22 protein-coding genes and 5 pseudogenes are annotated in these 21737 nt (G+C 62.3%); 7 read left to right on the forward strand and 20 right to left on the reverse strand.

Annotated elements, in window-relative coordinates; all coding sequences use genetic code 11:
• Positions 1 to 70: 70 nt before the first annotated feature.
• The 4 genes from H7J73_RS09550 to H7J73_RS33970 form a co-directional block, all read right to left on the reverse strand.
• Positions 71 to 949, reverse strand: a complete 879-nt coding sequence (locus tag H7J73_RS09550; RefSeq protein ID WP_264067071.1) for a DUF4097 family beta strand repeat-containing protein — start codon at positions 947 to 949, stop codon at positions 71 to 73.
• A 20-nt stretch (positions 950 to 969) separates the two neighbouring features.
• Positions 970 to 1614, reverse strand: coding sequence for a response regulator transcription factor (locus H7J73_RS09555; protein WP_264067072.1), 645 nt, complete (start codon positions 1612 to 1614; stop codon positions 970 to 972).
• A complete protein-coding gene (locus H7J73_RS09560) occupies positions 1602 to 2891 on the reverse strand; it encodes a sensor histidine kinase (protein ID WP_264067073.1) in 1290 nt (429 codons plus the stop codon). Before H7J73_RS09560 ends, H7J73_RS09555 begins: the two co-directional genes overlap by 13 nt.
• A 173-nt stretch (positions 2892 to 3064) precedes the next feature.
• Positions 3065 to 3376: a hypothetical protein gene (locus H7J73_RS33970; RefSeq protein ID WP_435405455.1), complete on the reverse strand. Its 312-nt coding sequence runs from the start codon at positions 3374 to 3376 to the stop codon at positions 3065 to 3067.
• Between H7J73_RS33970 and H7J73_RS09565 the strand changes: the two are divergent.
• Positions 3351 to 3732: pseudogene (locus H7J73_RS09565) on the forward strand (amidohydrolase); the annotation flags it as partial. The gene H7J73_RS33970 and the pseudogene H7J73_RS09565 sit on opposite strands and share 26 nt — an antisense overlap.
• A 181-nt stretch (positions 3733 to 3913) precedes the next feature.
• Here the strand turns inward: H7J73_RS09565 and H7J73_RS09570 are convergent.
• Positions 3914 to 6454 (reverse strand): hypothetical protein, encoded by a 2541-nt coding sequence (locus H7J73_RS09570; RefSeq protein ID WP_264067074.1) that lies wholly within the window; start codon positions 6452 to 6454, stop codon positions 3914 to 3916.
• A gap of 305 nt (positions 6455 to 6759) precedes the next feature.
• On the opposite strand from H7J73_RS09570, the gene H7J73_RS09575 reads away from it, so the two are divergent.
• The gene (locus tag H7J73_RS09575; protein ID WP_264067075.1) at positions 6760 to 7902 is read left to right on the forward strand and encodes a PucR family transcriptional regulator; all 1143 of its coding nucleotides are present in this window, start codon (positions 6760 to 6762) and stop codon (positions 7900 to 7902) included.
• Between the two features lie 96 nt (positions 7903 to 7998).
• On the opposite strand, the gene H7J73_RS09580 is transcribed toward H7J73_RS09575, so the two are convergent.
• From H7J73_RS09580 to H7J73_RS09620, 10 genes and pseudogenes are all read right to left on the reverse strand, one after another.
• Positions 7999 to 8727: a lysophospholipid acyltransferase family protein gene (locus H7J73_RS09580; RefSeq protein ID WP_264067126.1), complete on the reverse strand. Its 729-nt coding sequence runs from the start codon at positions 8725 to 8727 to the stop codon at positions 7999 to 8001.
• Positions 8728 to 8965: 238 nt separating this feature from the next.
• Positions 8966 to 9616 (reverse strand): maleylpyruvate isomerase family mycothiol-dependent enzyme, encoded by a 651-nt coding sequence (locus tag H7J73_RS33835; RefSeq protein WP_353961992.1) that lies wholly within the window; start codon positions 9614 to 9616, stop codon positions 8966 to 8968.
• A 120-nt stretch (positions 9617 to 9736) separates the two neighbouring features.
• Positions 9737 to 9859, reverse strand: a complete 123-nt coding sequence (locus H7J73_RS09585; protein ID WP_264067076.1) for a hypothetical protein — start codon at positions 9857 to 9859, stop codon at positions 9737 to 9739.
• A 235-nt stretch (positions 9860 to 10094) separates the two neighbouring features.
• Positions 10095 to 10247 carry a hypothetical protein gene (locus H7J73_RS09590; RefSeq protein ID WP_264067077.1) on the reverse strand — a complete coding sequence of 51 codons (153 nt, stop codon included), beginning with the start codon at positions 10245 to 10247 and terminating at the stop codon, positions 10095 to 10097.
• Positions 10226 to 10942 (reverse strand): annotated as a pseudogene (locus H7J73_RS09595) (serine hydrolase). The gene H7J73_RS09590 and the pseudogene H7J73_RS09595 overlap by 22 nt, the downstream one beginning before the upstream one ends.
• Positions 10943 to 10955: 13 nt before the next feature.
• Positions 10956 to 11093 (reverse strand): hypothetical protein, encoded by a 138-nt coding sequence (locus H7J73_RS09600; RefSeq protein WP_264067078.1) that lies wholly within the window; start codon positions 11091 to 11093, stop codon positions 10956 to 10958.
• A gap of 85 nt (positions 11094 to 11178) precedes the next feature.
• Positions 11179 to 11538 (reverse strand): DUF3887 domain-containing protein, encoded by a 360-nt coding sequence (locus H7J73_RS09605; RefSeq protein ID WP_264067079.1) that lies wholly within the window; start codon positions 11536 to 11538, stop codon positions 11179 to 11181.
• Between the two features lie 748 nt (positions 11539 to 12286).
• Positions 12287 to 13489 (reverse strand): FAD-dependent monooxygenase, encoded by a 1203-nt coding sequence (locus H7J73_RS09610; protein ID WP_264067080.1) that lies wholly within the window; start codon positions 13487 to 13489, stop codon positions 12287 to 12289.
• Between the two features lie 231 nt (positions 13490 to 13720).
• Positions 13721 to 14350, reverse strand: a complete 630-nt coding sequence (locus H7J73_RS09615) for a TetR/AcrR family transcriptional regulator (protein ID WP_264067127.1) — start codon at positions 14348 to 14350, stop codon at positions 13721 to 13723.
• Between the two features lie 149 nt (positions 14351 to 14499).
• A complete protein-coding gene (locus H7J73_RS09620; RefSeq protein WP_264067081.1) occupies positions 14500 to 14628 on the reverse strand; it encodes a hypothetical protein in 129 nt (42 codons plus the stop codon).
• A 205-nt stretch (positions 14629 to 14833) separates the two neighbouring features.
• Between H7J73_RS09620 and H7J73_RS09625 the strand changes: the two genes are divergently transcribed.
• Genes H7J73_RS09625 through H7J73_RS09640 form a run of 4 tightly spaced genes read left to right on the forward strand, consistent with a single transcriptional unit; the run spans position 14834 to position 17010 of the window.
• Positions 14834 to 15142, forward strand: coding sequence for a WXG100 family type VII secretion target (locus tag H7J73_RS09625; protein ID WP_264067082.1), 309 nt, complete (start codon positions 14834 to 14836; stop codon positions 15140 to 15142).
• Positions 15139 to 15426, forward strand: coding sequence for a WXG100 family type VII secretion target (locus tag H7J73_RS09630; RefSeq protein WP_264067083.1), 288 nt, complete (start codon positions 15139 to 15141; stop codon positions 15424 to 15426). Before H7J73_RS09625 ends, H7J73_RS09630 begins: the two co-directional genes overlap by 4 nt.
• Positions 15423 to 16769: a DUF6883 domain-containing protein gene (locus H7J73_RS09635; protein WP_264067084.1), complete on the forward strand. Its 1347-nt coding sequence runs from the start codon at positions 15423 to 15425 to the stop codon at positions 16767 to 16769. Before H7J73_RS09630 ends, H7J73_RS09635 begins: the two co-directional genes overlap by 4 nt.
• 13 nt (positions 16770 to 16782) lie before the next feature.
• Positions 16783 to 17010: a DUF4926 domain-containing protein gene (locus H7J73_RS09640; protein ID WP_264067085.1), complete on the forward strand. Its 228-nt coding sequence runs from the start codon at positions 16783 to 16785 to the stop codon at positions 17008 to 17010.
• A 196-nt stretch (positions 17011 to 17206) separates the two neighbouring features.
• Here the strand turns inward: H7J73_RS09640 and H7J73_RS33975 are convergent.
• The 3 genes and pseudogenes from H7J73_RS33975 to H7J73_RS09655 form a co-directional block, all read right to left on the reverse strand.
• Positions 17207 to 17600 (reverse strand): annotated as a pseudogene (locus H7J73_RS33975) (transposase); the annotation flags it as partial.
• A gap of 196 nt (positions 17601 to 17796) precedes the next feature.
• Positions 17797 to 18318 (reverse strand): annotated as a pseudogene (locus H7J73_RS33845) (transposase); the annotation flags it as partial.
• Positions 18319 to 18502: 184 nt separating this feature from the next.
• Positions 18503 to 18850 carry a hypothetical protein gene (locus tag H7J73_RS09655; protein WP_264067087.1) on the reverse strand — a complete coding sequence of 116 codons (348 nt, stop codon included), beginning with the start codon at positions 18848 to 18850 and terminating at the stop codon, positions 18503 to 18505.
• Between the two features lie 45 nt (positions 18851 to 18895).
• Between H7J73_RS09655 and H7J73_RS09660 the strand changes: the two are divergent.
• Positions 18896 to 19081 (forward strand): annotated as a pseudogene (locus tag H7J73_RS09660) (integrase core domain-containing protein); the annotation flags it as partial.
• A 165-nt stretch (positions 19082 to 19246) separates the two neighbouring features.
• On the opposite strand, the gene istB reads toward H7J73_RS09660, so the two are convergent.
• Entirely contained in the window at positions 19247 to 20059 is an 813-nt protein-coding gene (gene istB, locus H7J73_RS09665) for an IS21-like element helper ATPase IstB (RefSeq protein ID WP_264067088.1), read from the reverse strand.
• Positions 20056 to 21573 carry an IS21 family transposase gene (istA, locus tag H7J73_RS09670; protein WP_264067089.1) on the reverse strand — a complete coding sequence of 506 codons (1518 nt, stop codon included), beginning with the start codon at positions 21571 to 21573 and terminating at the stop codon, positions 20056 to 20058. The genes istB and istA overlap by 4 nt, the downstream gene beginning before the upstream one ends.
• Positions 21574 to 21737: the final 164 nt, after the last annotated feature.

A 21737-nucleotide genomic window follows, 5' to 3' on the forward strand; every position in this document is an offset into this window, starting at 1 on the left:
GGTGCCCCGGTCGTGGACAGGGAGCCCAATCAGCCCGATCCGCTGATCATCGGACACGCTGACCCGGCGCCTAACGTCGGGTGGTGATGGTCACGCTGCCGTCCTGGGCCTGAGCGGTGACCTCTGCTGCGGCGCGGGACGCGTCATCGGTCTGCGGCACAAAGACTTTCAGTTCGTTGCCGGCCTGCGCGCGCACCAGGTAGGGTCCGACTGGGGGTAGGGCGATTTCGATGTCCGCGTCGCGTCCGGTCACCTGTACGGTTCGTGGCGCGGCGTCCCGGAAGTCCACGGCGATATGGCCGTCGTCGGTGTCGGCGGTGAATGCTTCGGTTACCGAGATCGCATCGCGGGTGCGGATTTCGCCGCTCTGCGTGTCGATCTCGATACGGCGGGCGTCACCGTCGAGCACCACGACGCCATCGGTGTTGTGGACGGTCAACTGACTCAGCTCCGATTGGCTGAACAACAGCCCGGTCCGTTGTCTGGTGGTGACGGAAAGCCGGCGGGCGACATCAGGCGGCAAGGTCACGGTGATTTCACCGGGAGGTCCGAAATTCATCAGTTGCGACGGCGTGCCGGCGATTGTCAGACCAATAGTGTTGCCGTTGCGGGCGACGGTCAGCGCCCCGGCGTCGGTGCTCGACGCGTTGAGCAGACGCATTCGGACCTTGGGCTCGCGTAGGTTGCGGTCACTGGTGATTCGAATCGCAGTGGGCGCCTGGCCCGTGTCGATGGTCAGTGACTCCATGCTTGCGGGCAGTGTCTGGGTGTCGGCTGCGACCCGTAATGAGGCGATACCCCAGGCGACTCCGCCTACGCCGACGACGGCGGACAGCGTCACCGCAACGGCGGCGACCACCAGCAGGGTGCGGATGGCTTTGCGTCCGCTTGGGGTCAGCGATCGTGGGGCGGACGTGTCGGTCGGATTGGTGACGAAGGCGGAAGTCACGGAAAAGTCCTTTCAGTTCTTCAGGATTCGAGATAGCGCAGCACAGCCAGGACGCGGCGGTTCTCGCTTTCGTCTGGGACGAGGTTGAGCTTGGTGAAGATGGACGCGATGTGCTTCTCGGCTGAACCCACCGAGATGTGCAGGGTGGTGGCGATGGCCGAGTTCGTCTTGCCCTCTGCCATTAGCCGCAGCACGGTGTGTTCGCGCTCGGTCAGGACGGTCAAAGTGGACCGCCGGTGGGTGCGTACCAGGATTTGCGACACCACCTCGGGATCGAGCACTGTGCCGCCGGCGCCCACGGTGGCAACGGCGTCCAGGAAGGCCGGCACGTCGGCCACCCGGTCCTTGAGCAGGTAGCCGAAACCTCTGGTGTCGGAGGTGATCAGGTCGGCCGCATACCGCTCCTCGACATAATGCGACAGCACCAGCACCGGCGACTCGGGGTTCTGACTGCGCAGCAGGGCCGCGGCGCGGATACCTTCGTCGGTGAACGTGGGCGGCATACGCACGTCCACTATGACCAGGTCGGGCTTGTGCTGATTGACTGCGTGCAGCAGGGCGGTGGCGTCAGCCACCCCCGCTACCACGTCGTGGTCGGCATCGATCAGGATGCGCTCGATGCCCGCGCGCAGCAGGGCCGAATCCTCGGCGATCACAATGCGCATGGCAGCACCGCCGTCACTGTCGTGGTTCCGGTCTGCGGACTGGACACCGCGAACGCGCCCCGCGCGGCGCGCACCCGCTCACCGAGTCCGCGCAGTCCGGTCGCGTCGTCGCGGGCGCCGCTATGAGCACCACCGACTCCGTCGTCGAACACCGAGATCCGCAACTCACCGGCGGTCTCGTGGTAGCGCACCGTGACCACGGCACGAGTTGCGTTGGCGTGCTTGGCGACATTGGTCAGTGATTCGGCGACCACGAAGTACGCGCATGATTCCACCTCGTCGGGCAGGCGCTTGGGCAGCTGCACCTCCAATGTCACCGGCACTCCGGATGTCTCGGCGCGCTGTACTACCGACGACAGTGCGGCATCCAGGCCGCGGTCGGCCAGGATGGTCGGCGCGATACCGCGCACCACGTTGCGCAGCTCCAGCAGTGCCGCTTTGGCGTCACCGTGAGCCTCGGCGATGAGCTTGCGCGCCTCGGGCAGGTCGGAGTCCAGCTTGGTGTTGGCCAGTCCGATGGTCATGGCCAGCGATACCAGGCGGGGCTGCACGCTGTCGTGCAGGTCGCGTTCGATGCGTTGCCGTTCGGTCTGCGCCGAGGACACGGCGCCTTGGCGGGCCTGGGTCAATACGCTGACCTCGCGCTGCAGGGCCTCGGTGGGGGAGGCCAGCAACAGCCAGCGGTCGATGGCCGCGTCCACCTTGGGGCCGAAAACCAGGATGGCGGCCGCGGCGAGCAGCGCGAAGACGGCGATGAACCAGGCCAGCGCGGGTGAGATGAACGAAAGTCCGGCCGCGGCGTCGCTGTTGCTTATCGCGGTGGCGGTAGCAGGGCCCAGCAGTGCAAGGACCACCAGCACAAATGCCAATCCGACCGCGAAGATGTCGAACATCATGCGCAGGTAGCTGTGCGCCAGCGCCTTCCAGAACTCCGAGCTACTGACGTCCAGCCATAATTGGTGGGCCCAGCACTGAAAACCGTTGTACTGGGATAGCTTTCGGGCAGGTGCTGTGATGCCGAAACCGAACACCGCCTCGCTGCGGCTCCGTTCGATGCGGTCCGTACCGCGGCCGGAGTAGACGAACAACACCGCGGCCACCACGAAACCGATCACCGACGGGATCGAGCTGACGGCGATGATCAGCAGTGCGAGCGGAATCCAGAACCAAACCATGCCCACTGCTGCGCCGATGATCATCGACGCGGTCGGTACCACGCCCAGGTACTGGGTAGACGGCCGTGTCGGCGATGCGGGGGCTGAAGCTATTGCAACCATGCCTCCAACCTAGGGACCATCGGTACTGCAGGACACGGCGTTTTCCCGCGAGTCTTGTGGGGGTAAACCCCCACCCGCTTTGTGAACCCCGAATGTCCGGATATCTGGACGTGCCAGAATCACTTGTCTGCGAATCGGGATGACGATGCCATTCCCACCAGCTCGGATATCGATCAGCTAAGGAGCGTTGCGGACGTGGTCAGAGACTTCAACGGAGAGGCTGCGATATGACCCGCGCTGGTGATGTATTGGCCTGATTGCCAGACGTTCGGAAGTGGCAGGAAGATCTGTACCGCGATCGACACCAGCACCCTGAGCTGTCGAATCAGGAACGCCGCACCGCAAAACTGGTGTCCGACAGACTCAATGAGTTCGGCTATCAGGTGCACGACACTATCGGCGGCACCGGCGTCGTCGGCATCCTGCGTAACGGCGAGGGCCCCTCGGTACTGATGCGTGCCGATGCTCGCCGCTGCGGACAGCATCCGCGTCACGGTCTACGGGCGCGGCGGCCACGGGTCGATGCCGTATGCCTGCATCGACCCGGTGGTGCTCGCCGCGATGATCGTCATCCGCTTGCAGACCATCGTCTCGCGTGAGGTCGCGCCCACCGAGACCGTGGTGCTCACCGTCGGCGATATCCCGAAAGCGCTCGGGGGCGCCGTCGACCTACTGGGGTTTCGGCGGTATCGACGCGGACACCTTCCCCAAAGCCGCCGAGGCCGGACGGATCAGCCAGGACATTCCGGTGAACCACTCGCCGACGTTCGGCCCGGTGATTCAGCCGACGCTCGACACCGGTACCGAGGCGCTGGTGGTGGCGGCGCTGGCCTGGCTGTAGCTCGAGCCAAGGCGCTGACGTACTGGGGTTACCGTTGCAACGGCCAGAACGCCGGATCGCTGCTTGCATAGGCGCTTTCGCGATGTGACCTGGATCAGACGCCGGCATGCCCAATGTTCTCAGCATTTGCGTGTACCCCGCCTGTGCCCTCATCGTGCGGGCACAGGCCGGGTACGACCCCTTACTGCTTCTTGGCCGCGGTGGAATGCTGGCCGCTTGCCGACGTGGAGCTGGCGCCATGCGTCGACGTGCCGCCCCCACTGGAGGCTGCGCTCTTGGTCCCGGTGGAATGTTGGCCGGTTGTCGACGAGGAGTTGGCGCCGTTCGTCGATGTACCGCCGCCTGTGGAGGCTGCGCCCTTGCTCTCGGTGGAATGTTGACCGGTTGTCGACGAGGAGCCAGTGGACCCGGTATCTGCTGCCGGGGTCGCCGTCGGGGCGAGGTTTGACGCTGCCGGCGCTGTTTCTGTCTTCACGCCAGCAGGCGTTGCTCCGGCCGCGGTCACCGGCGTTGCGGGAGCCGTGGTCGCTCCGGTCGTCGCCGGCGCCTCGGCAGTTACCTCAGTTGCGGTGATGGCCGGGGCTGCTGTCGTGGTCGTCTTCGCTGCCGGCACGACTGCAGACGTAGCCGTGGTGGCTGGCGGCGTAGCAGCCGACGCGGGAGTTGCCGCAGCACTTGCAATGTTGGCCGGGCTGAGCAGCTGCAGTACGCCCGCCAGTCCACCGATCAGCATGTTTGCCGCCGATTGATTGAGTTGACCGATCTGCCCCATCGCGATCTGGACGGTCCCGAGTGAAACTGGGGAATAGCTCTTCGAATTCGCTACCGCCACCGCCAGGTCGTCGCGTGCGTTGAGGAATCCGGCGGTGATGCTCGTGGCCGGGTCGACAAATGTTTGGTTGACGAGCGTGCCGAGCCCTTGAAAGCCGTCGCCCACTGCCTGCAACGCCCCGACTAGTTGGCCGGTTATGACTTCGTGGAGTACCGCCGCAGTGGTGTTGCCGACCAGCATGCCCAGGCGTAAGACTGCCAAGACTGCCGGTGCCATGATGTCTTGGGCGGCAAGAGGCAAGTTTCGGATAATCGCTGACAGGCTGCGGCTGGGGTCGGCCAAAATGGCGCCGACAAGGGGCAGATAGTCAGGCGTGAGCGCAGGGTTCAGTAAGCGGTCCAGGACCGAGGGCACCGAGTTTTGGCTGCCGAAGATCTGGTTGTAGGTGCTGGCTCCGATGGCGGCCTTTATTTGATCGTTTTCCAGATTCGCCGTCACCCAACCCACTGGAGTGTTGTTCTGGTCGTGAAAGTAGTTGTATTCGAATAGGCGCTTTTTGAGGTTGGCCGCGTATTCCGCCGGGGTGACCGTGGGGGTATCAGCGGGCAGGTTCTGGCGGACATCGGCGATGGACACGACTTGAGCGGTTACCTCAGTATTCGACACGGAGCCCGTGAGTTCCTGGAACCGGAGCGAGATCGATCCGTCCGTCGTGCCGGAAGTGTTAAGCCAGTTCGCAACACCTGGATTCTGTGCGCTGATCACGTAATACGTGTAGCCGTCACTTGACTTGAAGACCTCGCTGTTATTGATGCTGCCGGTCGCGGTCGCGTACGGGAGGTCTAGTTGCCAGGCATTGGAGAGCTGCGCACCGGTATATCCGGCCGCGACATCGGGCACCTTGACGATGAGCGCTTGATCGGGTTGAAGACTGTAATGCCCCAGGCTCGATAACTGGCCCGGCAAGATCGGTCCTCCGACAGCGGAGGTCGTCGGCCCGATCGGCTTGAACGTATTAGCCGGTATCGACGCGAACATCTTTTGGATTCCAAGATTGGTGACACTGGAATTCGAGCCAGACAGATTAGCGGCGATGTCGTTCAGTATCGATGAGATCTGGCCCTTCGATAGCACCGGGAGGGTGAACGTCGACGGCACGCCCTGTTGCTGGAAAGTGATGTTGTCGTGCAGTAGGCCCCAGTTGCTCACGGTATCGCGTAGGAGCAGCGTTTGGGCGCCTGTGCTATTCACCCAGTTACCCGGCTGTTGGGTGGGGCTCATCGTGATGGTGTACGAGCCGTCGGCATTGGGTGTGAATTGTGATAAATCGTAACTAAATCCGGTAGAAAGAAAATTTCCATTCAATCCGGTCCCTGACATCGGCACGAAGGTTACATCTTTCGTTCCGGGTTCTGGGTGAATGGTGATGGTGTAGGTCCGGGAGTCGATTGCTGCAACGATGTACTTGTTGTCCGCATTTGGGTCGTTGAGAAATTGTAGCGGCTCGGCCGACGGAGCATTCCAGGGAAAGGCCTGGTAAGCCATATTCGGATCGTAAGGATTGGTCAAGGACAACTGACTAAATGCGGCGGCGAGCCCGCTCGACGCGAGGGACTGCGTATAGGTGGGCAGTGATGCGAGGTCGGATGGGGTGATAAATGTGTAGCCACTATTGTTGGCTACAATTTGTTGTTGCGTAGCGATAATTTGATCTGTAGTTGACTGGTAGCTATTCGACGCAAGCAAGACGGAACGTGACACGACTGCTTCATCAGGGGTCGAATGCGCGACGGTCAACACCATCGACATGGCACCGGTCATTGCCGCCGTCGCGATTCCGCCAGCTTTACGACGTCGCCGTGTTTGTGCTCGATTCAGACGGCGCTCAGCGGATGGGCATTCCTGACTAGCTGCGCTGAACTGTTGCCCGATGAATCCAACATATGACACGCGGTCCTCCTCTGATGAATGCTGACGTTTATTGCGGTGCTCGGATAGGAACGCGTTGCACGGAACGGCCGGTGAGCGTTCCTAGCTTGTTGGTAATCTTCGTACACGTCAATAGGCACCCTGCACACTTCCATCGGTTAACATGGTGCATGGTGCACTCGTCTGAATATTCTCTGCCTGCCAGTAGTTGGGACCCGCCCTCTCAGCGTGTGCGGGAGCTGATGCGCAGGGCCGCCAAGACCGTAATCAACACTCGCCCAGCCTGGTACGACGAGGTGAGCAGGCTGTCGCTGACCTCAACCCTCATGGCGAGTGTGTCCGGGAATCCCTTGGCCGACGATCCGATCGCCGCGGAGGCGATCACCCGTAGCAATCGATCGAACCAGCTGCACTGGGCGGCCGCGAACATCAGTCATCCCGGTGAACCAGTTGCGGCCAACACCGATACAGAAACCCTGGCGATCGCGCGGTACCTCGTTCGACGCGGCATCAGTGAAGCCGCAGTCGTGGAAACCTACCGGCTCGCGCAGAGCATTTCATTACAGTCCTGGATGAAGGTCGTATATCAGCTGACATCGGACCCCGAGGACATGCGAGAGCTGTTCGACGTGTCCGAAAAATCGATCACCAAGTTCTTGGGTGAGACGATCTCGGCGGTGCACCGCCAAATGCGGATCGAGCGTGACAATCTCACCAGCGGAGCCCACCCCGAACGTCGGGCAACGGTCATGCTCATTCTCGATGGCGCTCCACTAGCTCGCGACCATGCCGAGAGCCGACTCGGGTACCAGCTGGATCAGGGGCACACCGCAGCCATCATCTGGGGCAACGAATCGACCACCAACCTCGCCGACCTCGACCAGGCCGCTGAGTTGCTGATACACACCGTCCACGGGAGTCGCGCACTGTCGGTGCTGGCCAGTGCCGACACCCGCTGGCTGTGGCTACCGGGCGCCACCAATCCAGACTTCTCCGGCGTCACCACTGGGCTCGGCCAACTGCCTGGTGTGCGGATCGCCGTCGGTTCGACAGCCGCGGGAATCGAAGGCTTCCGGCGCAGCCATCTGGATGCGATCGAAACCCAGCGGGTGATGACGAAGGCTGGATCGACCCAACAGATCGCGAGCTTCGCCGACGTTCAAATCGTCACACTGCTTACCGCCGACCCCGAACAGGCGAACCGTTTCATCAGACACACGCTCGGCGATTTCGAATTCGCCGACCCCGAGCTTCAGCTGACTGTGCTTGCGTACATCCACGAGCAGTGCAACGCCTCGCAAGCGGCTGCACGCCTGTTCACCCATCGAAACACTTTGATGCGCAGGCTTGTTCAAGCCCAGGCGCTGCTGCCACGACCACTGGAAGGGGCCACTGTGCACGTTGCACTGGCATTGGAGGCGCTGCAGTGGCGAGACTCCAGGGGGCAGCCTGCGAGCCAGCACCGGTGAGTGGGTGATGCCACCTCGCCAGGTGTTGAGCGCGCACGTCGGGTTTACGGAGCCGTGCTCGTCCACGGAAGCGGCCGCAGCGAGGCGCCGTCACAGCTAGGCAGCCGAGGTCGGGGGGATTCGCGTGGTTTCACCCGTCGAGCCGGCGCTCTTGCCGCCGGCCTTGACGGTAGCTGCGTAAATATCGATGTACTCCTGACCGGACAGCCCCATCAGTTCGTACATCACTTCGTCTGTGACGGCCCGGTCGATGAAGGGGGTGCCGGCGAGACCCTCATAACGAGCGAAGTCGATCGCCTTGCCGAACCGCACAGTGACCTTGCCGAATCGCCACATCTTACTGCCGGGCGGATTGACGATGTCTGTGCCGATCATCGCTACCGGTATCACCGACGCTCCGGTGCGCACGGCCAACCGGCCCAGACCGGTCTTACCTTTGTGAAGTCGGCCGTCGGGCGAGCGGGTGCCCTCTGGGTATATGCCGATCAACCTGCCTTCACCGAGTAATCGCTCGGCGGTGTTCAACGCTGCCTGGGCAGTATCAGCATCTGTGCGGTCGATCGGCACGTTGCCGGTGACGGTGTAGAACCACCGAAGGAACCGTCCCTTCAGTCCGGTGCCGGTGAAATATTCCGCCTTCGCGAGATATGCGATGCGACGGCGCACCGCCAGCGACAAATAGAAGCTGTCCGCGACCGCCAAGTGGTTACTAGCCAGAATGGCGGGCCCTGAACGCGGAACGTTTTCTAGCCCTTCGATTTTCGGGCGACCGAGCAGCGCCAACAGCGGGCCCATGAGAATGTACTTGAACAGCCAGAACCACATAGATCCCCAATCCCCAGCATGAACCATCTCGGTTTCATGCACTTTCGTGCACCCTCAGGTTCTGTGAGCCGGCCGGTTGGCTGGCGTCCAATTGATCGTAATAGTGGGCTTCTGCTTCGACGGGCGTAACGCGTCCCAAGCCGTGCATGAGGGCGCTGCTGGTTGTATCAGCTGGCGCAGTTGGCGATCAGATCCTGTCTCGAATCTCTTGATTCCAATGGTACTTCGTGGGGCGAAATTAGATGGTGCCGGCGAAGGCGTGCAGCTGATCGACTACGGCTGGTGCAGCTTCTACGTTAAGTGCCGTTAGAGAGCCTCGGCCGGCCAGCCAACGTATGAGATCGGCTGTGGGACCGGATAATACGACGACGCCGAGGTCACTAACGTCAGGGCCGAACGTCCACTGGTGCCCGTTGGTCGTGCGGACGACAAACCGAGCAGAGGGCAGATGTGTGGCGTGATATCGCATCAGCGGCGGGATCGCAAAAGCGAGGTGGTCTGGGGCGCCGTGGACGAGGTTGTTAGCGGTGGCGAGGTCGTCGTGGTGCGTCCACACCTCAAACAGCGTTGAGGCTGCTACCGCCGGAGCTAGTAGCAAGCGCGGAGAGCGCTGGCGCAGTCGAGCGAGGAGCGCGGGATACCCCTCACGACGTTCCCTATTGATCGCATGCGCGATTACCTGGGGTTTTGGGTGGAATTGGACGCCTCTCGCGGCTAGCACTCGGATGCAGAATGCGATCGTTCCAGCCGCCCGGTCGGCGGCGGCAATGTGCGCTGCAAGGTCGAATGATGTCCAATCGCCGCATCCCGCCGAAGCGTGAGGGCCGACAGCCTCCAAAGTGTCAGCCAGCATTGCTTTTTCGGCCTCCACGTCCGCTGCAACCGTCACGACGCACCTCCCTGTTGCGTGCCCGACCGAATCTACCCTTACCGTTACCTTACATTTCTCTTATTTACCTTAAGTTTGATGTCGTTCGCCTATGGAAACGGGAGTGGATCATTATTTGGCTCACCATCGGTGCCTATACGGCCTCGTATCGACATTGCGCAGCCCGGTGGTCACGTGCAGCAGGGTTTCCGCGGGGTAACGCTCGGCGGTCATGCTCATGCCGTCGATGAGGTCGGCGGCCACCTCGACCTCGGTTGAGTACCCATGCGAGACGATGCCTTGGTGTATGTGAGCGTCGCCGCTGTGCTGGCATACAAACGGGCGACGACGATCTCGCCGTTCATTGCTGACCAGACATTGCGTTCCTGGCGCGGTGGTGGTGGCCGCTTGGCAACAAGTACTCTCACCGGCCGCCACCTTCCCCTGCGACGTCGTCCGTTCCCCTAGACCATCTATTCGTCAGTGTTCGGAGACACTTCTAGAAGCGAGAAGGCAGCGGGGGGGGTGGAAGTAGCGGTGTGACGCTGTCGAGGCGGAAGCTCGCCGCCCCGCACAACCGCGCGAAGTCGTCGAGTGTGCGCTCGCGGCCTCCGACGTTGACCAGCATGTTCAGATCGGTGAGGTACTGCATTGCCAAATATTGCGGATACATAGTCCCAGGAGCTGGAAGATTCGGCTTTGGATCAGGCCGCTGAAGTCGCTGTTCGGTGCAAGAGCGGTGAGGTGGCCGAGTAGGACGATGCTGGGATTGGAGTATTCCCGTTGTTGTCCGGGGGCCGCAGCAGGTGTCCATTGCTGAAAGTATGTTTGCATCTGGGCGTCGTCAGTGACATCGGGCGGAAATTGCAGGGGCAGACCGCCTGCCGTGTAGGTGGCCAAGTTGAGCAAGGTGGCCTTGTCGATGGCGCTGCCCACCAGTTAGGGCATGTAGGCGCCGGGATGATCGTTCAACGAGATTCGGCCCAGCGCTTGAGCGTAGGACGCCGGCGTTGCGGTGAACGTCTTACTGATCGAACCGTGCTCGAAGATGGTGTCCGGTGTCACGGGGGCGGCGCTTTGTTTGGAGGCAGCCCCATAATTGAAGTAGTGCCGCTGGCCGTTGACCGTCACCGCTACCGCCATACCCGGTATGTCGTACTGGGCCAACAGCGGTCGAAACGCACGGTCAACGGAAGCGGTGAGAGCATCAGACTGTCCGACGGCAGTCGTGGTGGCCAGCGTAGAGAAAAAGACGATGACGGCGATTAGCGCTGCAGCCGCTTTGGCGACGATCCTCAACTGGCGTCTCTTCCCCCACTCGAAAGTCCTTGCTGGGTATCGCATCATATGTGCGCGACGATCACTCCTGGGCTCGACAGCACACCCGCGACAACGGCTGACGTAGTGACTCCAGCACCTGCAGTAGGGGATTGGGAACCGGGAAGAGCCGAAACGGCTTGCGTCCCGCGGTGAGCCATTCGCCAGCTTGCTCATCCACACCAGTCAACACCATTCGATGACGCCGGCACATGATCCGCACTTGCGGTGCCGCTTCACCCAGACTGGTTTAGGCGGTTAACAATTCACGAGGCGGCCGGCCCACCCGCGCCGTCGGCCACATCGGGATTGAGGATGTACAAGCCGGCAATCGTCCGATCGTCACGGAAGGTGATGCGAGCGACGAAATCACCGGCCTCGAAGACCAATGGTGTATTGGTGATGGTGAAGTCGCCAGCACGCACGGTGTCGGTGTCTCCGTGGCCCTCGTATGCCCCGGCCAGCCCCACAAAGTAAGCCCACGCCTCGGCAAGCCCCTCTTCGGTGAGCCCGGCGCGCATCGTGTCATCGAACCGCGCGCTGACATCAGCCCACCGGCTATGAGCATGATCATCGATGACCGCCCTGGCCAACTCGGCCGCACCAGGAAGTGGGCTGGTATTCATGACTTCTCCTGTCCGAGGATCAATAGGCTTGCCGTATCGCTGGAAAGCGGCCTGACGCGAGACACCGAGCACTTCGCCGATCTCCTGCCATGTCCGGCCCGCCTCTCGTGCCTGCTGCACAGCAGCAGCCATCAAGACCTCAGCTCCGTCCTGAATGTCACGCGCTGCGCGCACCAACTCGAGCGGTTGGTTCTCGCTATTCAGAACCGGGGCAGCGAGGATCTGGCCGAGCTGGCGATGAAGCTGCTGACCAATCACGGTGAGTGAGCCCGACACATGTCAATAGTGAGTTGACAAAGCCAAGTTTGTCAATAGGAACTTGACGCACGCCACCACCCGGCCGCTTCCCCATTCATATGTGGGGGACCGACTCGTCTGCCCAGCCGGCCGTCCAGCCAGTGATCCACTTGCGTGCCTCATCCACGGAATCGAAGCGCCGCACATGTCAACGTTGGATCTCTGGGTCATCGAAAGCCTGCACAACAGCCTCGGCGTCAGACAGCCACGGCCACAGCACGGCTGACGTTCCCGCGGGCACCGACGGTTAGGCGTCCGAAACGACGACCCCGGCACCCATCGCCGGCGGAATCAACTTGGCACACCCCGCATCATCGCGCCCAGAGCGATCCAAGATCCGCAACAGGCAGCACGATGGCCTCGCTGTCCCATTACTAAAGATTCGAGATCGATCGGATCTTGTCTCAGTTGACGACCGCGTGATGAGTGGTTGGGTGGGCGGTCTCGGAATCTATGTGTAGACGGGCAGGAGGAAATCATCGGCAGGCTTCTTTTTGTCACGCTTCGTAGCGGCGAGCTTGGCCAGCCGCTGCGTAGCGTCGAGCGCGAGGACTCTGAAGATGGTGTGCATGATTGCTACTCCCAGTCGAGTCTTGACGTGCAAGAAGCGGATTATTCTGGGGTTCAACTGCTTCTGCGCGGTCTCTACGTAGGGGCGGACGATTCTCTCGTAGGCGGCAAACGCTTCAGCTAGATTGCGCCGATCCTTGACCTCACCGGCGAGTATGTAAGCGCCGACGAGGGCCAACCCGGTACCGGAGCCAGTGAAGGGCGTGGGGCAGTACGCGGCGTCACCCAGGAGCACGACCCGACCCCTCGACCAACGTGATGCCTCGACCTGACTCATCGGTCCAAAGTACAAGTCACCAACAGCGTCGAGATCTGCGCGCACTCGATCGGCGATGGCCCCCCGCCCTGTAAGTGCCTTCTCTAACAGTTCTTTTCGAGAGGTGGGGTCATTGGGGGTGACACCAACATCGTCGGCGAGGAAGGTGACCAACGCCGTCGTCTCTGTGTCGGTACCCGGTCTCAGCGCCAGGAACGTCCCGCCCAGTGCGTGGACCACACGAGCCCAGTGATCATCGCCAGGATGTTTCGGGATGTTGAAGTAGGCCATGTAAGCGCCGAGGTAGCGAAAACGAACGTGTTCGGCCATGACCATCTGCCTGGTCGAGGATCCGATGCCCTCGGCGCACACCACAAATTCGAATTCTTCAACGGCACCGTCATCGAAAGTCACTGAGACGCAGTCCTCTTTGTCTTCAAGATGCGCCACAGCGGTGTTGAATCGGTACTCGCACCGGTCATGGGTGGCGTCATAGAAAATCTGAGCCAAATCACCGCGGAGGATCTCGAAATCGCGGGTGAGAGTCCCGAGCGCACCCTTCGGGAAGACCCCGATCACACGACCATCCGCGCCGAGGTACTTGTGGCCTTCCTCCATGGTGTTCTTCGCCTCGATAATCTCAGCGAGTCCCATTTCTTCGATGACACGTTGACCCGCTCCTTTGACGTCAACGTTCTGACCGCCGTCCCTCAAACTCGCCGCCTTCTCGGCGATGACGACGATGTAGCCGTACTTCTGCAGCCAGTACGCACATGCCGGTCCGGCGATACCGCCGCCGCAGATCAAGACTTTCTTTTCAGCATTCATGAGTCTCCTCGACCGTGCTCTTGCATTCGGCGGGCACATCGGTAGTCAACCTGGGCTTTACCAAGTTCGTGCGTACCGCAAGAATACGACGATTCATTCGCATTCGGTATTCGCGTTTGGGGAATGCGGCCGGTGTGCTGGAACGGATGGAATTACCCTGGTCGGCGGGACGCAACCGTTCGGGCCCGCGGTGAGACGGCCGACGTTCGTCAGGTTTTACGGTGGTCTTCGTTAGGCCAGTTCAGTGATGTAGGCACAGAACATGTCCGCCATTGCCTCTGCGTAGGCGGTGATCTCCGCGGGGGTGTGGGGCCGTTCGGAGAACTCCTTCGCCCCGGCAGTGAGTGTGGTGGCGATCAGGTCGCCGGCTAGCACGCGAGTTTGCGTGCGCACGTTAGGCAACAACTCCTGCATGAACGCCTGAAAGATGCCGACCGCCGCAGCTCGGGCCTCCTGCATTTCGGGCGCGTCGCGATAAAGCGGCGCGGCATCGCTGAGTGCTTTCCGCAGTGCGGACTCGTCACACTCTGAACGAACAAAGGCGTGAACGAGAGCGCGCAGCCGTGTGGTTGGCATCTTGCGGCCGTCCTCGATCAGGATGCCCCGCAGCATTTCCCCTGTCTGCACCCACTCGTCGGCCTGCAGCTTGAACAGGAGTGCCGCCTTGTTCGGGAAGTACTGGTAGAGCGATCCGACGCTGACCCCGGCCCATTCGGCAACTCGTGCTGTGGTGAAGCGCTGCGCTCCCTCGTTGGCCAGAACCTGAGCAGCGGCTTCGAGGATCGTTGCGACGAGTTCAGTTGAACGGGTCTGCCTGGGTTGTTTCCGTGCGGAGATCTGCGGTGCTCGGCGAGCGGTCATGGCTTGCAATCACTCCCAAAGGACGCGACCAGTTCGTCGCATTTTATCGCGCCTCAGGGAGTTGGCATGTCAAGTCATTGGGAAACGGTGGGTTTATGAGCAGTCGAGCCAACCGGTCACTCTCCGACGGCGGCAGCGCCGGTAACTCCTTAACCGCCGCCCGAGCCACCGCAAAAAACAGCCTTCGCCGAGGCGCCCGCCGCGGCGGCATCACCGGCCTCGTGATCGGCGGCCGCGGGTGCGGCGCGGGCGATCATCATCTTCTTGAATCGCGCCATCAGTGAACACCGCCGGCGATAGGGCGTGGAGATTGACAAGGCCTTGCAGACGTGCAGCCACCGGGGCGCCGGGGGGCCCTCGACGTCTGTCACGGTGCCCGCAGTCCTGCCGTCTTCACCGCTGGGTGAGTTGCACGAGCGCGGCTGCTCACCTTGACTACCCCCGACGATGTGCAAGCGATCCTGAGAGGCGAATGTGTCCGGAGTGCTGCAGGCACAGCTCGAGGCGATGGCGACCACCGCAAAGTTCCTTTCAGGTCAGGCGGACGACCTGGGCGCAGAGCTCGCTGATATCGCCCGCACCTGGAGTGACCTGTCGCCGAATTGGATCGGTAAGGCCGGATCGGCCTACGAGCCGGCGTGGGACGAGTGGCACCAAGATGCCAAGGCTGTTACAGCCATCCTGGAGCAGCACGCAGATCTGCTTGTTCAGTCGGTGTCGATGCTGGTCGAGCACGAGAATCAGGCGGCGTCGGCACTCGGCTCGCTGGGGCAGAACGGAACGAGGGGATGAACCGCTATTCCGTCAACCTCGAGCAGTTGCTGGCCTTCACCGAACGGCTGCAGCGGTTCAATGCCCGTGCTGAGGAGACTGCCGCCGCGGTGGATCGGCAGATCGCGGAGCTGCACGGCACCTGGCTTGGCGTCGGCGCCGAAAGCCAGCAGGAGTATCACCAGACATGGATGGGGCTTTCGCAGGAGATGCGTGAGAGCGCCGACTTCCTGCGGGAGAGCGCGGCCAGGGCCCACCGCGACTACATCGGCGTTGCTGAACACAACAGCAAGATGTGGCCGTGACGCAGGCCGTCGATTCCGATGTCGTCCTGGAAGCGGCGCACGTCTACATGGGCGTTCGTTCGGCGGCCGGATCGGCGGTGAACACCCTTGCGACCGCCCTAGGCGGTAAGGCCGGTATGGCAGGCACCGATAACGGCGCGCAGGCCTGGGCGAGCAAGTACGACCCGTTGGTGACCAACTTGATGGAGGCGTCGCAAGGGGTCGTGCAGGGTGCGGGCCAGTGCTCGGATCTGTTGTACGCGACGGGAATCAATCATATTAATGCCGATGGGGAGTCGGCCATCAACAACGAGACCGTGCTTTCCATGCCACCGATGGGCGCACCCCCGTTCGCAAAGCCGAGCGTCCCGTCTGCTGAAGGTGGGCACGGCGACGTGCCTGAGTGGTGGCACACGATTTCGGCGTACGTCGAGGGCGAATTGTGGCCCAACGGGCATCAGGATCAGCTGCGGGCGGCCCAGGACGCCTGGAATGCCGCAGCTCGCGAATTACGCTCGGCGGCAACCCTTGTCAACGGCGGAACCAGTTCAATGGGGGCGATCGCTCCGCTGATGGACCAGCAGTCGCCCGAGTTTCCCAACCTGATCAAAAACATGATCCTGGAACGGGACCAAATCAAGGCCGTCGCCGACGGTTACGATGCCGCGGCCGAGGCATGCTCGAGTTATGCGCAAACCATCGATGATGCGCACTCGAAGATCCTCAGCGAGATGCTCGAACTCGGCGCGACTATCGCTGTCACCGAAATCCTTGCCGCCGTTCTCATACCGTTCACAGCCGGTGCGAGCGAAGCCGTCTCGAAGGTCGTCGACGTGGCACGACTCACGGTGACTGGCTCGCGGATCGCCCGCATCATCAGGGAGTTCCGGGCCGCGGCAGAACTTGCCGGGTTGCCCGCGGTGAGTGCCGCGGGCGCCGCCGGCCGATCGGTGACCGAACTACGCGGCCTTCTGTCGGCGCGGCCGACGATTTTCAAGGCCGAAATCGGGGGCGCGGGTGCGGGGCTGTCGGCGTCCGAAGTCGCCAACCTCTCGCGAGAGAGCATTAAGCGGAAGCTGGAAACCTACCTGCTCAACCCGGACCACGCAGTTGGTGGCCCGAAGGCGAAGTGGTTCGAGCAGGCACTTGGCTTCACCAGGGAGAACTCCGCCGCCCTTGAGTCGCAGATCGTGTTCGACTCGACTAAGGCGGTGCCAATGGGAGTCACCGAATTCGGCCAGAAGTACAACCAGGTGATCCCGATAATGGGAGCCAATGGCAAGACCATCGAAGTGACGTTTGCGTGGATCCGCAACAATGACGGCGTCGTGCGACTGGTTACCGCTATCCCCACCAAGAGATGAAAGCGTTTGCGCAATGAAACCCGAAGAACTCGATATCGTCCGACTGCTGCGACCCCTGCCGGAGCACGGCTTGCCCGCCGGAGCCGAGGGCGCCGTCGTGATGGACTATACGCAGTACCCGCCGCAGGACGCGCCTGCTTCATATGAAGTCGAGTTCACGGATCCCGACGGCGAGACCCTGGCGGTCGTCACCGTGCGTGCAGAGGATCTGCAGGTGGTCAACCGTGGCGGAAAGACCTAGTCCAACCACTTGATCCGCCCCGGTGTGTCCGGGGGCTCTGTTACTTGAGTGCCTCCTCGGTTTGAGGGTGCTGGAGGCGATGGTAGTAGAGCGCTTCGGCCCGGTCTGGTGTCAGGTCCTGGCAATAGCCATTGGGTCGCTGACGGTTGTAGAAAGCGACCCATTCGGCCGTTGCCAGGGACAGCTCGGTAGCGCCGGGTCGCTGACGGTTGTAGAAAGCGACCCATTCGGCCGTTGCCAGGGACAGCTCGGTAGCGCCGGGATAGAGCGGTTGATGGTCGATGAGTTCAGTCTTGTAGCTACTGTTCACCGATTCGGCCAGAGCATTATCGAAACTATCCCCGACGGTGCCGATTGACGGCAGTATGCCTTCGAGGGCCAGGTGCTCTTGCTCCAACAAGCCGGTGTTGCGACAACCGATTGAATCCGCCCTGACTACCGTGGTCGGCATGCAGAATCGTTGGGCCACTTCGCGTTCGGTTGTCCCCAGCCATGTTGACGGCATTGTTGACCAGGACAGTGTCGGGAGTGGTGGAGAAGGTGCGGGCCACGATCATCCGCGAGAAGCAGTCCAGGATCGCGCAACAGTAGACCTTTGCCATCACGCGCGGGGTGTTCGGTGATGTCGGTGCACCATAGTTCGTTGGGCCTGGTGGCAGTGAACCGCCGGTTGACCAGGTCAACGGGAGTGTAGACATCGATCAGGTTGGGTTTTCGCCGCCCGGGGCGCGGCAGCCCGTAGAGGCCGTGCTCGGACATGATCGAGTTGACCAGCTTGTGGTTGACGTTCCTCTCGTAGTCGGCCAGCAGTGCAGCGCGGACCCGCTTGCGACCGTAGGTACCGCGCGATCGCTGATAGATCTCAGTGATCGTGTCGGCGACGATCAGTCGACGCACCTCGCGGTCCGGAACAGGACATCGCCGGTGGTATTGCAGCAATGTTCGCGCCAATCCCGTTATCCGACAGGCAGACCGGGCCGAGTGTCCTCGCGCGATCAGCCCTTCAGTGATCGCGCGTCGGCGTTTTGGGGGCACCACCGCCTGCTCGTCGAACAGCTCGCACGCATCCCGGGTCAGGACCAGCTCGGCCTCGAGTTGGGCGATGCGCTTGTGGGCGGCCGCGAGTTCGTCGGCTTCCACGCTTGGGGTGCCTTCGATGATTCCGGCGTCAATGAGTGCTTGGCGTTTCCAGCGGAACAGGGTCGCTTCACAGATCCCGGTTTCGACCGCCACGGCGGCCACCGGTTCACCTGCCCGCAGCCGGGAAACTATTTGCCGGAGCACCGATGACGAGTACTGACGGGGCATGTGACCTCCTAATGATCACTGTGCCCTCGACTCTCACAACCGTGGACCAACAACACGGGTACACATCACGTGGACCAATTCACGGGGTCCGGTCAGCTCCTCAAGTCTCATGTCCAATTCTCAGTCCAAATGTCCACTGGCGGAGCTTGGATACGCAACGGAACGGCCGCACAGGTTTGCGATCTCAGCTGTGAGGCAGGAACAGCACCGTCTTCGGCATGAACGCGACGAAGAAGATGCACAGGACCACCTGCAGCGCGGTCATCGCGAACACGAAAGTCCGAATCTTCCGGTGGAAGTCGGCCGTATCTTCGTCAGCCGCATCTCGTCTCGCTGTGATCGCAGCAGCGCCGGCAATCAGGAGGCAGATGAGCAGTGCCACGAAACTGCCGGTTCCGAACGACAGCGTGTAGAACCCCGCTGCCGCCATGGCGAACATCACGCACAGGTATAGACCGAGGCCAGTTATCAAGCCCGCTGCGATGAGCCCGATCGACGGGAGCAAACGCTTTGTCGGCTGACCTATTGCCATGTGCTCATTGTCTCCTGTCATGCCTGGCGCTTTGGGGAGAACATGCGGCGATGGGGCCTGCTCGGCTCATTCGGCACGGTGGGCGACTGCTTCGACAACTCCGCCATGGAGTCGTTCTGGGCCCGGATGCAGGTTGAGCTACTCAACACCCGCAAGTGGGCCACCACCATCGAATTAGCCGCCGCCATGGCCGATTACATCGATAACTTCTACAACGTCGAACGCCGCCATGTCAATGGCCAAGTTGAAGTATCCGTTGGTGGCCGGATAAATGTATCCACCCCGTGCGGTGATTCTTAGGTCGGTGTGGGTTTGTCCTTCCGGTGTTGGTGTCAATGGCCAAGTTGAAGTATCCGTTGGTGGCCGGATAAATGTATCCACCCCGTGCGGTGATTCTTAGGTCGGTGTGGGTTTGTCCTTCCGGTGTTGGGCGTCTTTCATGCGGTAGGAGTCGCCGTCGGTGATGACGACGGTGGCGTGGTGCAGCAGGCGGTCGAGGATGCTGACGGCGGTGGTCTGCTCGGGCAGGAACCGGCCCCATTGTTCGAATGGCCAGTGTGATCCGATGGCCAGGGATCGGCGTTCGTAGGCGCTGGCGACGAGCCGGAAGAGCAGCTGGGTGCCGGTGTCGTCGAGCGGGGCGAAGCCGAGCTCGTCGAGGATGATCAGGTCGACCCGCAGTAGGGATTCGATGATCTTGCCGACGGTGTTGTCGGCCAGGCCGCGGTAGAGCGTTTCCACTAGGTCGGCGGCGGTGAAGTAGCGCACCTTGTGTCCGGCGTGGATGGCTGCGGTTCCCAGCGCGATGAGGGTGTGGCTCTTGCCGGTGCCGGCGGGTCCGATGATTGCCAGGTTCTGTTGTGTCCGTATCCATTCCAGAGTCGACAGGTAGTCGAATACCTTCGGCTGGATCGTGGAGGCGGGCACGTCGAAGGACTCCAACGTCTTGGGCACGGGGAACGCCGCGGCCTTGAGCCGGTTGACGACGTTGGAGGCATCGCGGGCGGCTAGCTCGGTCTCGACCAGTGTGCGCAGTACTTCCTCGGGGGTCCAGCGTTGGGTCTTGGCGGTGATCAGTACTTCGGGTGCGGTGCGCCGAACGGCGGCCAACTTCAACCGGCGCAACCCGGCATCCAGATCAGCGGCCAGTGGTGGGACCGATTGTGGGGCAACAGGTTCGATGGCGGTCACCGGCGACGTCTTGGTCATGGCGTTGCCTCACCGTCTTTGGCGGGGGTGATCTTGTAGGCGTCCAGGGAGCGGGTCGGGGCGACCGGCAGGTCCAGGATCAACGCGTCCCCGGCTGGGCGGGGTTGTGGCGTCCCGGTGCCGGCGGCCAGGATGGAACGGACGTCAGCGGCGCGGAACCGTCGGAACGCCACCGCCCGGTGCAGCGCGGCCACCAATGCCTGCTCGCCGTGGGCGGCGCCCAGGGCGAGCAGGATCTCCAACTCCGATCCGAGCCGGGTGTTGCCGATTGCGGCTGCGCCGACCAGGAACGCCTGCGCGTCGGCGCCGAGGTCGCAGAACTGCTTCTCCACGCTGGTTTTGGGGCGTGGTCCGCGGTTCGGTGCCGGTCGTGGTCCGTCGTAGTGCGCGTCGAGGATCGAGGCGCTGCCCGGCGCGGCGAGTTCGTGTTCGGCCACCATCACCCCGGTGGCCGGTTCGATCAGACAGAGCGCACCGTGATCCACGACGACGGTCACGGTGGTGCCGATGAGCCGGGTTGGTACCGAGTAGCGTGCCGACCCGTAACGGACGCAGGAGAGCCGGTCGACCTTGCGCAGCACCGACGGCGCCCCGATCTGCAGTCGTAGTGATGGGAGTGGTTGCAGCAGTTCATGTTCGATGATGAGTCGATTGTCGGGAATCGCTTGGATCTCGGTATGGGTCACGGCGTTGACTTCGGCGCACCACACCACCGCAGCGGCGTTGGCCGACCGCAGGTCGACCGCGGTGCCATCGACGGCGGCCTGGGTCAGCAGCGGCACGGCCAGATCGCGCTGGGCGTAGCCGCACAGGTTCTCCACGATGCCCTTGGATCGGGGATCGTTCGCGTGGCAGAAGTCCGGTGCGAAACCGTAGTGCCCCGCCAACCGGACGTAGTCCGGGGTCGGGACCACCACGTTGGCGACCACCCCGCCCTTGAGGCAGGCCATCCGGTCGGCCAGTACCCGAACAGGAACACCACCGACCGCGCCCAAGGCTTCGGCGATCATCGCCAGCGTCGTGGACGCGCGTTGATCGGTCGCGAAGCGGACGAATCGCCACCGCGAGAACGCCAGCACCGCGCAGAACAGGAACAGCCCCGGCGCGGCCTGGGCCCAGTCGATGACCAGGTACTCACCCGGTGACCACACCGCTGGGCGGCGCCCGGAATGATTCTCACTGCGCCACAACGCTTTCGCATCAGCGACTAGACGGCGGAAGTTGCGTCCGGAACCCTCGTACCCCGCGGCGCGGGCGATCGGCAACAGCCGTTTGGCCGAGATCCGGGCCTGCGACTTCTCGACGCGTTCGGCGACCAGATCGACGACCGCGTCGTAATTGTGAGCACGTTCTGCTCGAGGTGGCGGCGCGACCCCGGCCTGGTCGGCTTCGAACTTGTCCACGATCTTCTTGACGGTCGGGTGGGTGGTGCCGCACGCCGCGGCGGCGGCCCGGTAGGACCCGAGCTCGTAGTAGGCGGAAATGATGTCCATGCGGTCCTTCGCAGATTTCAATGGAACTCCCCGATGGTGATGGCGATTGGTTGGCGCCTTCACCGTCACCATCGGGGCCCGCAGTTCCTGATCGACACGACGAACACGGGGTGGATACTTTTATCTGGCCAAAACTGGATACCTCGACTTGGCCACCAGTGGATACCTTTTCATGGCCACGGACA

It is taken from the genome of Mycolicibacterium komossense (assembly GCF_025822605.1).
Lineage (GTDB): Bacteria > Actinomycetota > Actinomycetes > Mycobacteriales > Mycobacteriaceae > Mycobacterium > Mycobacterium komossense.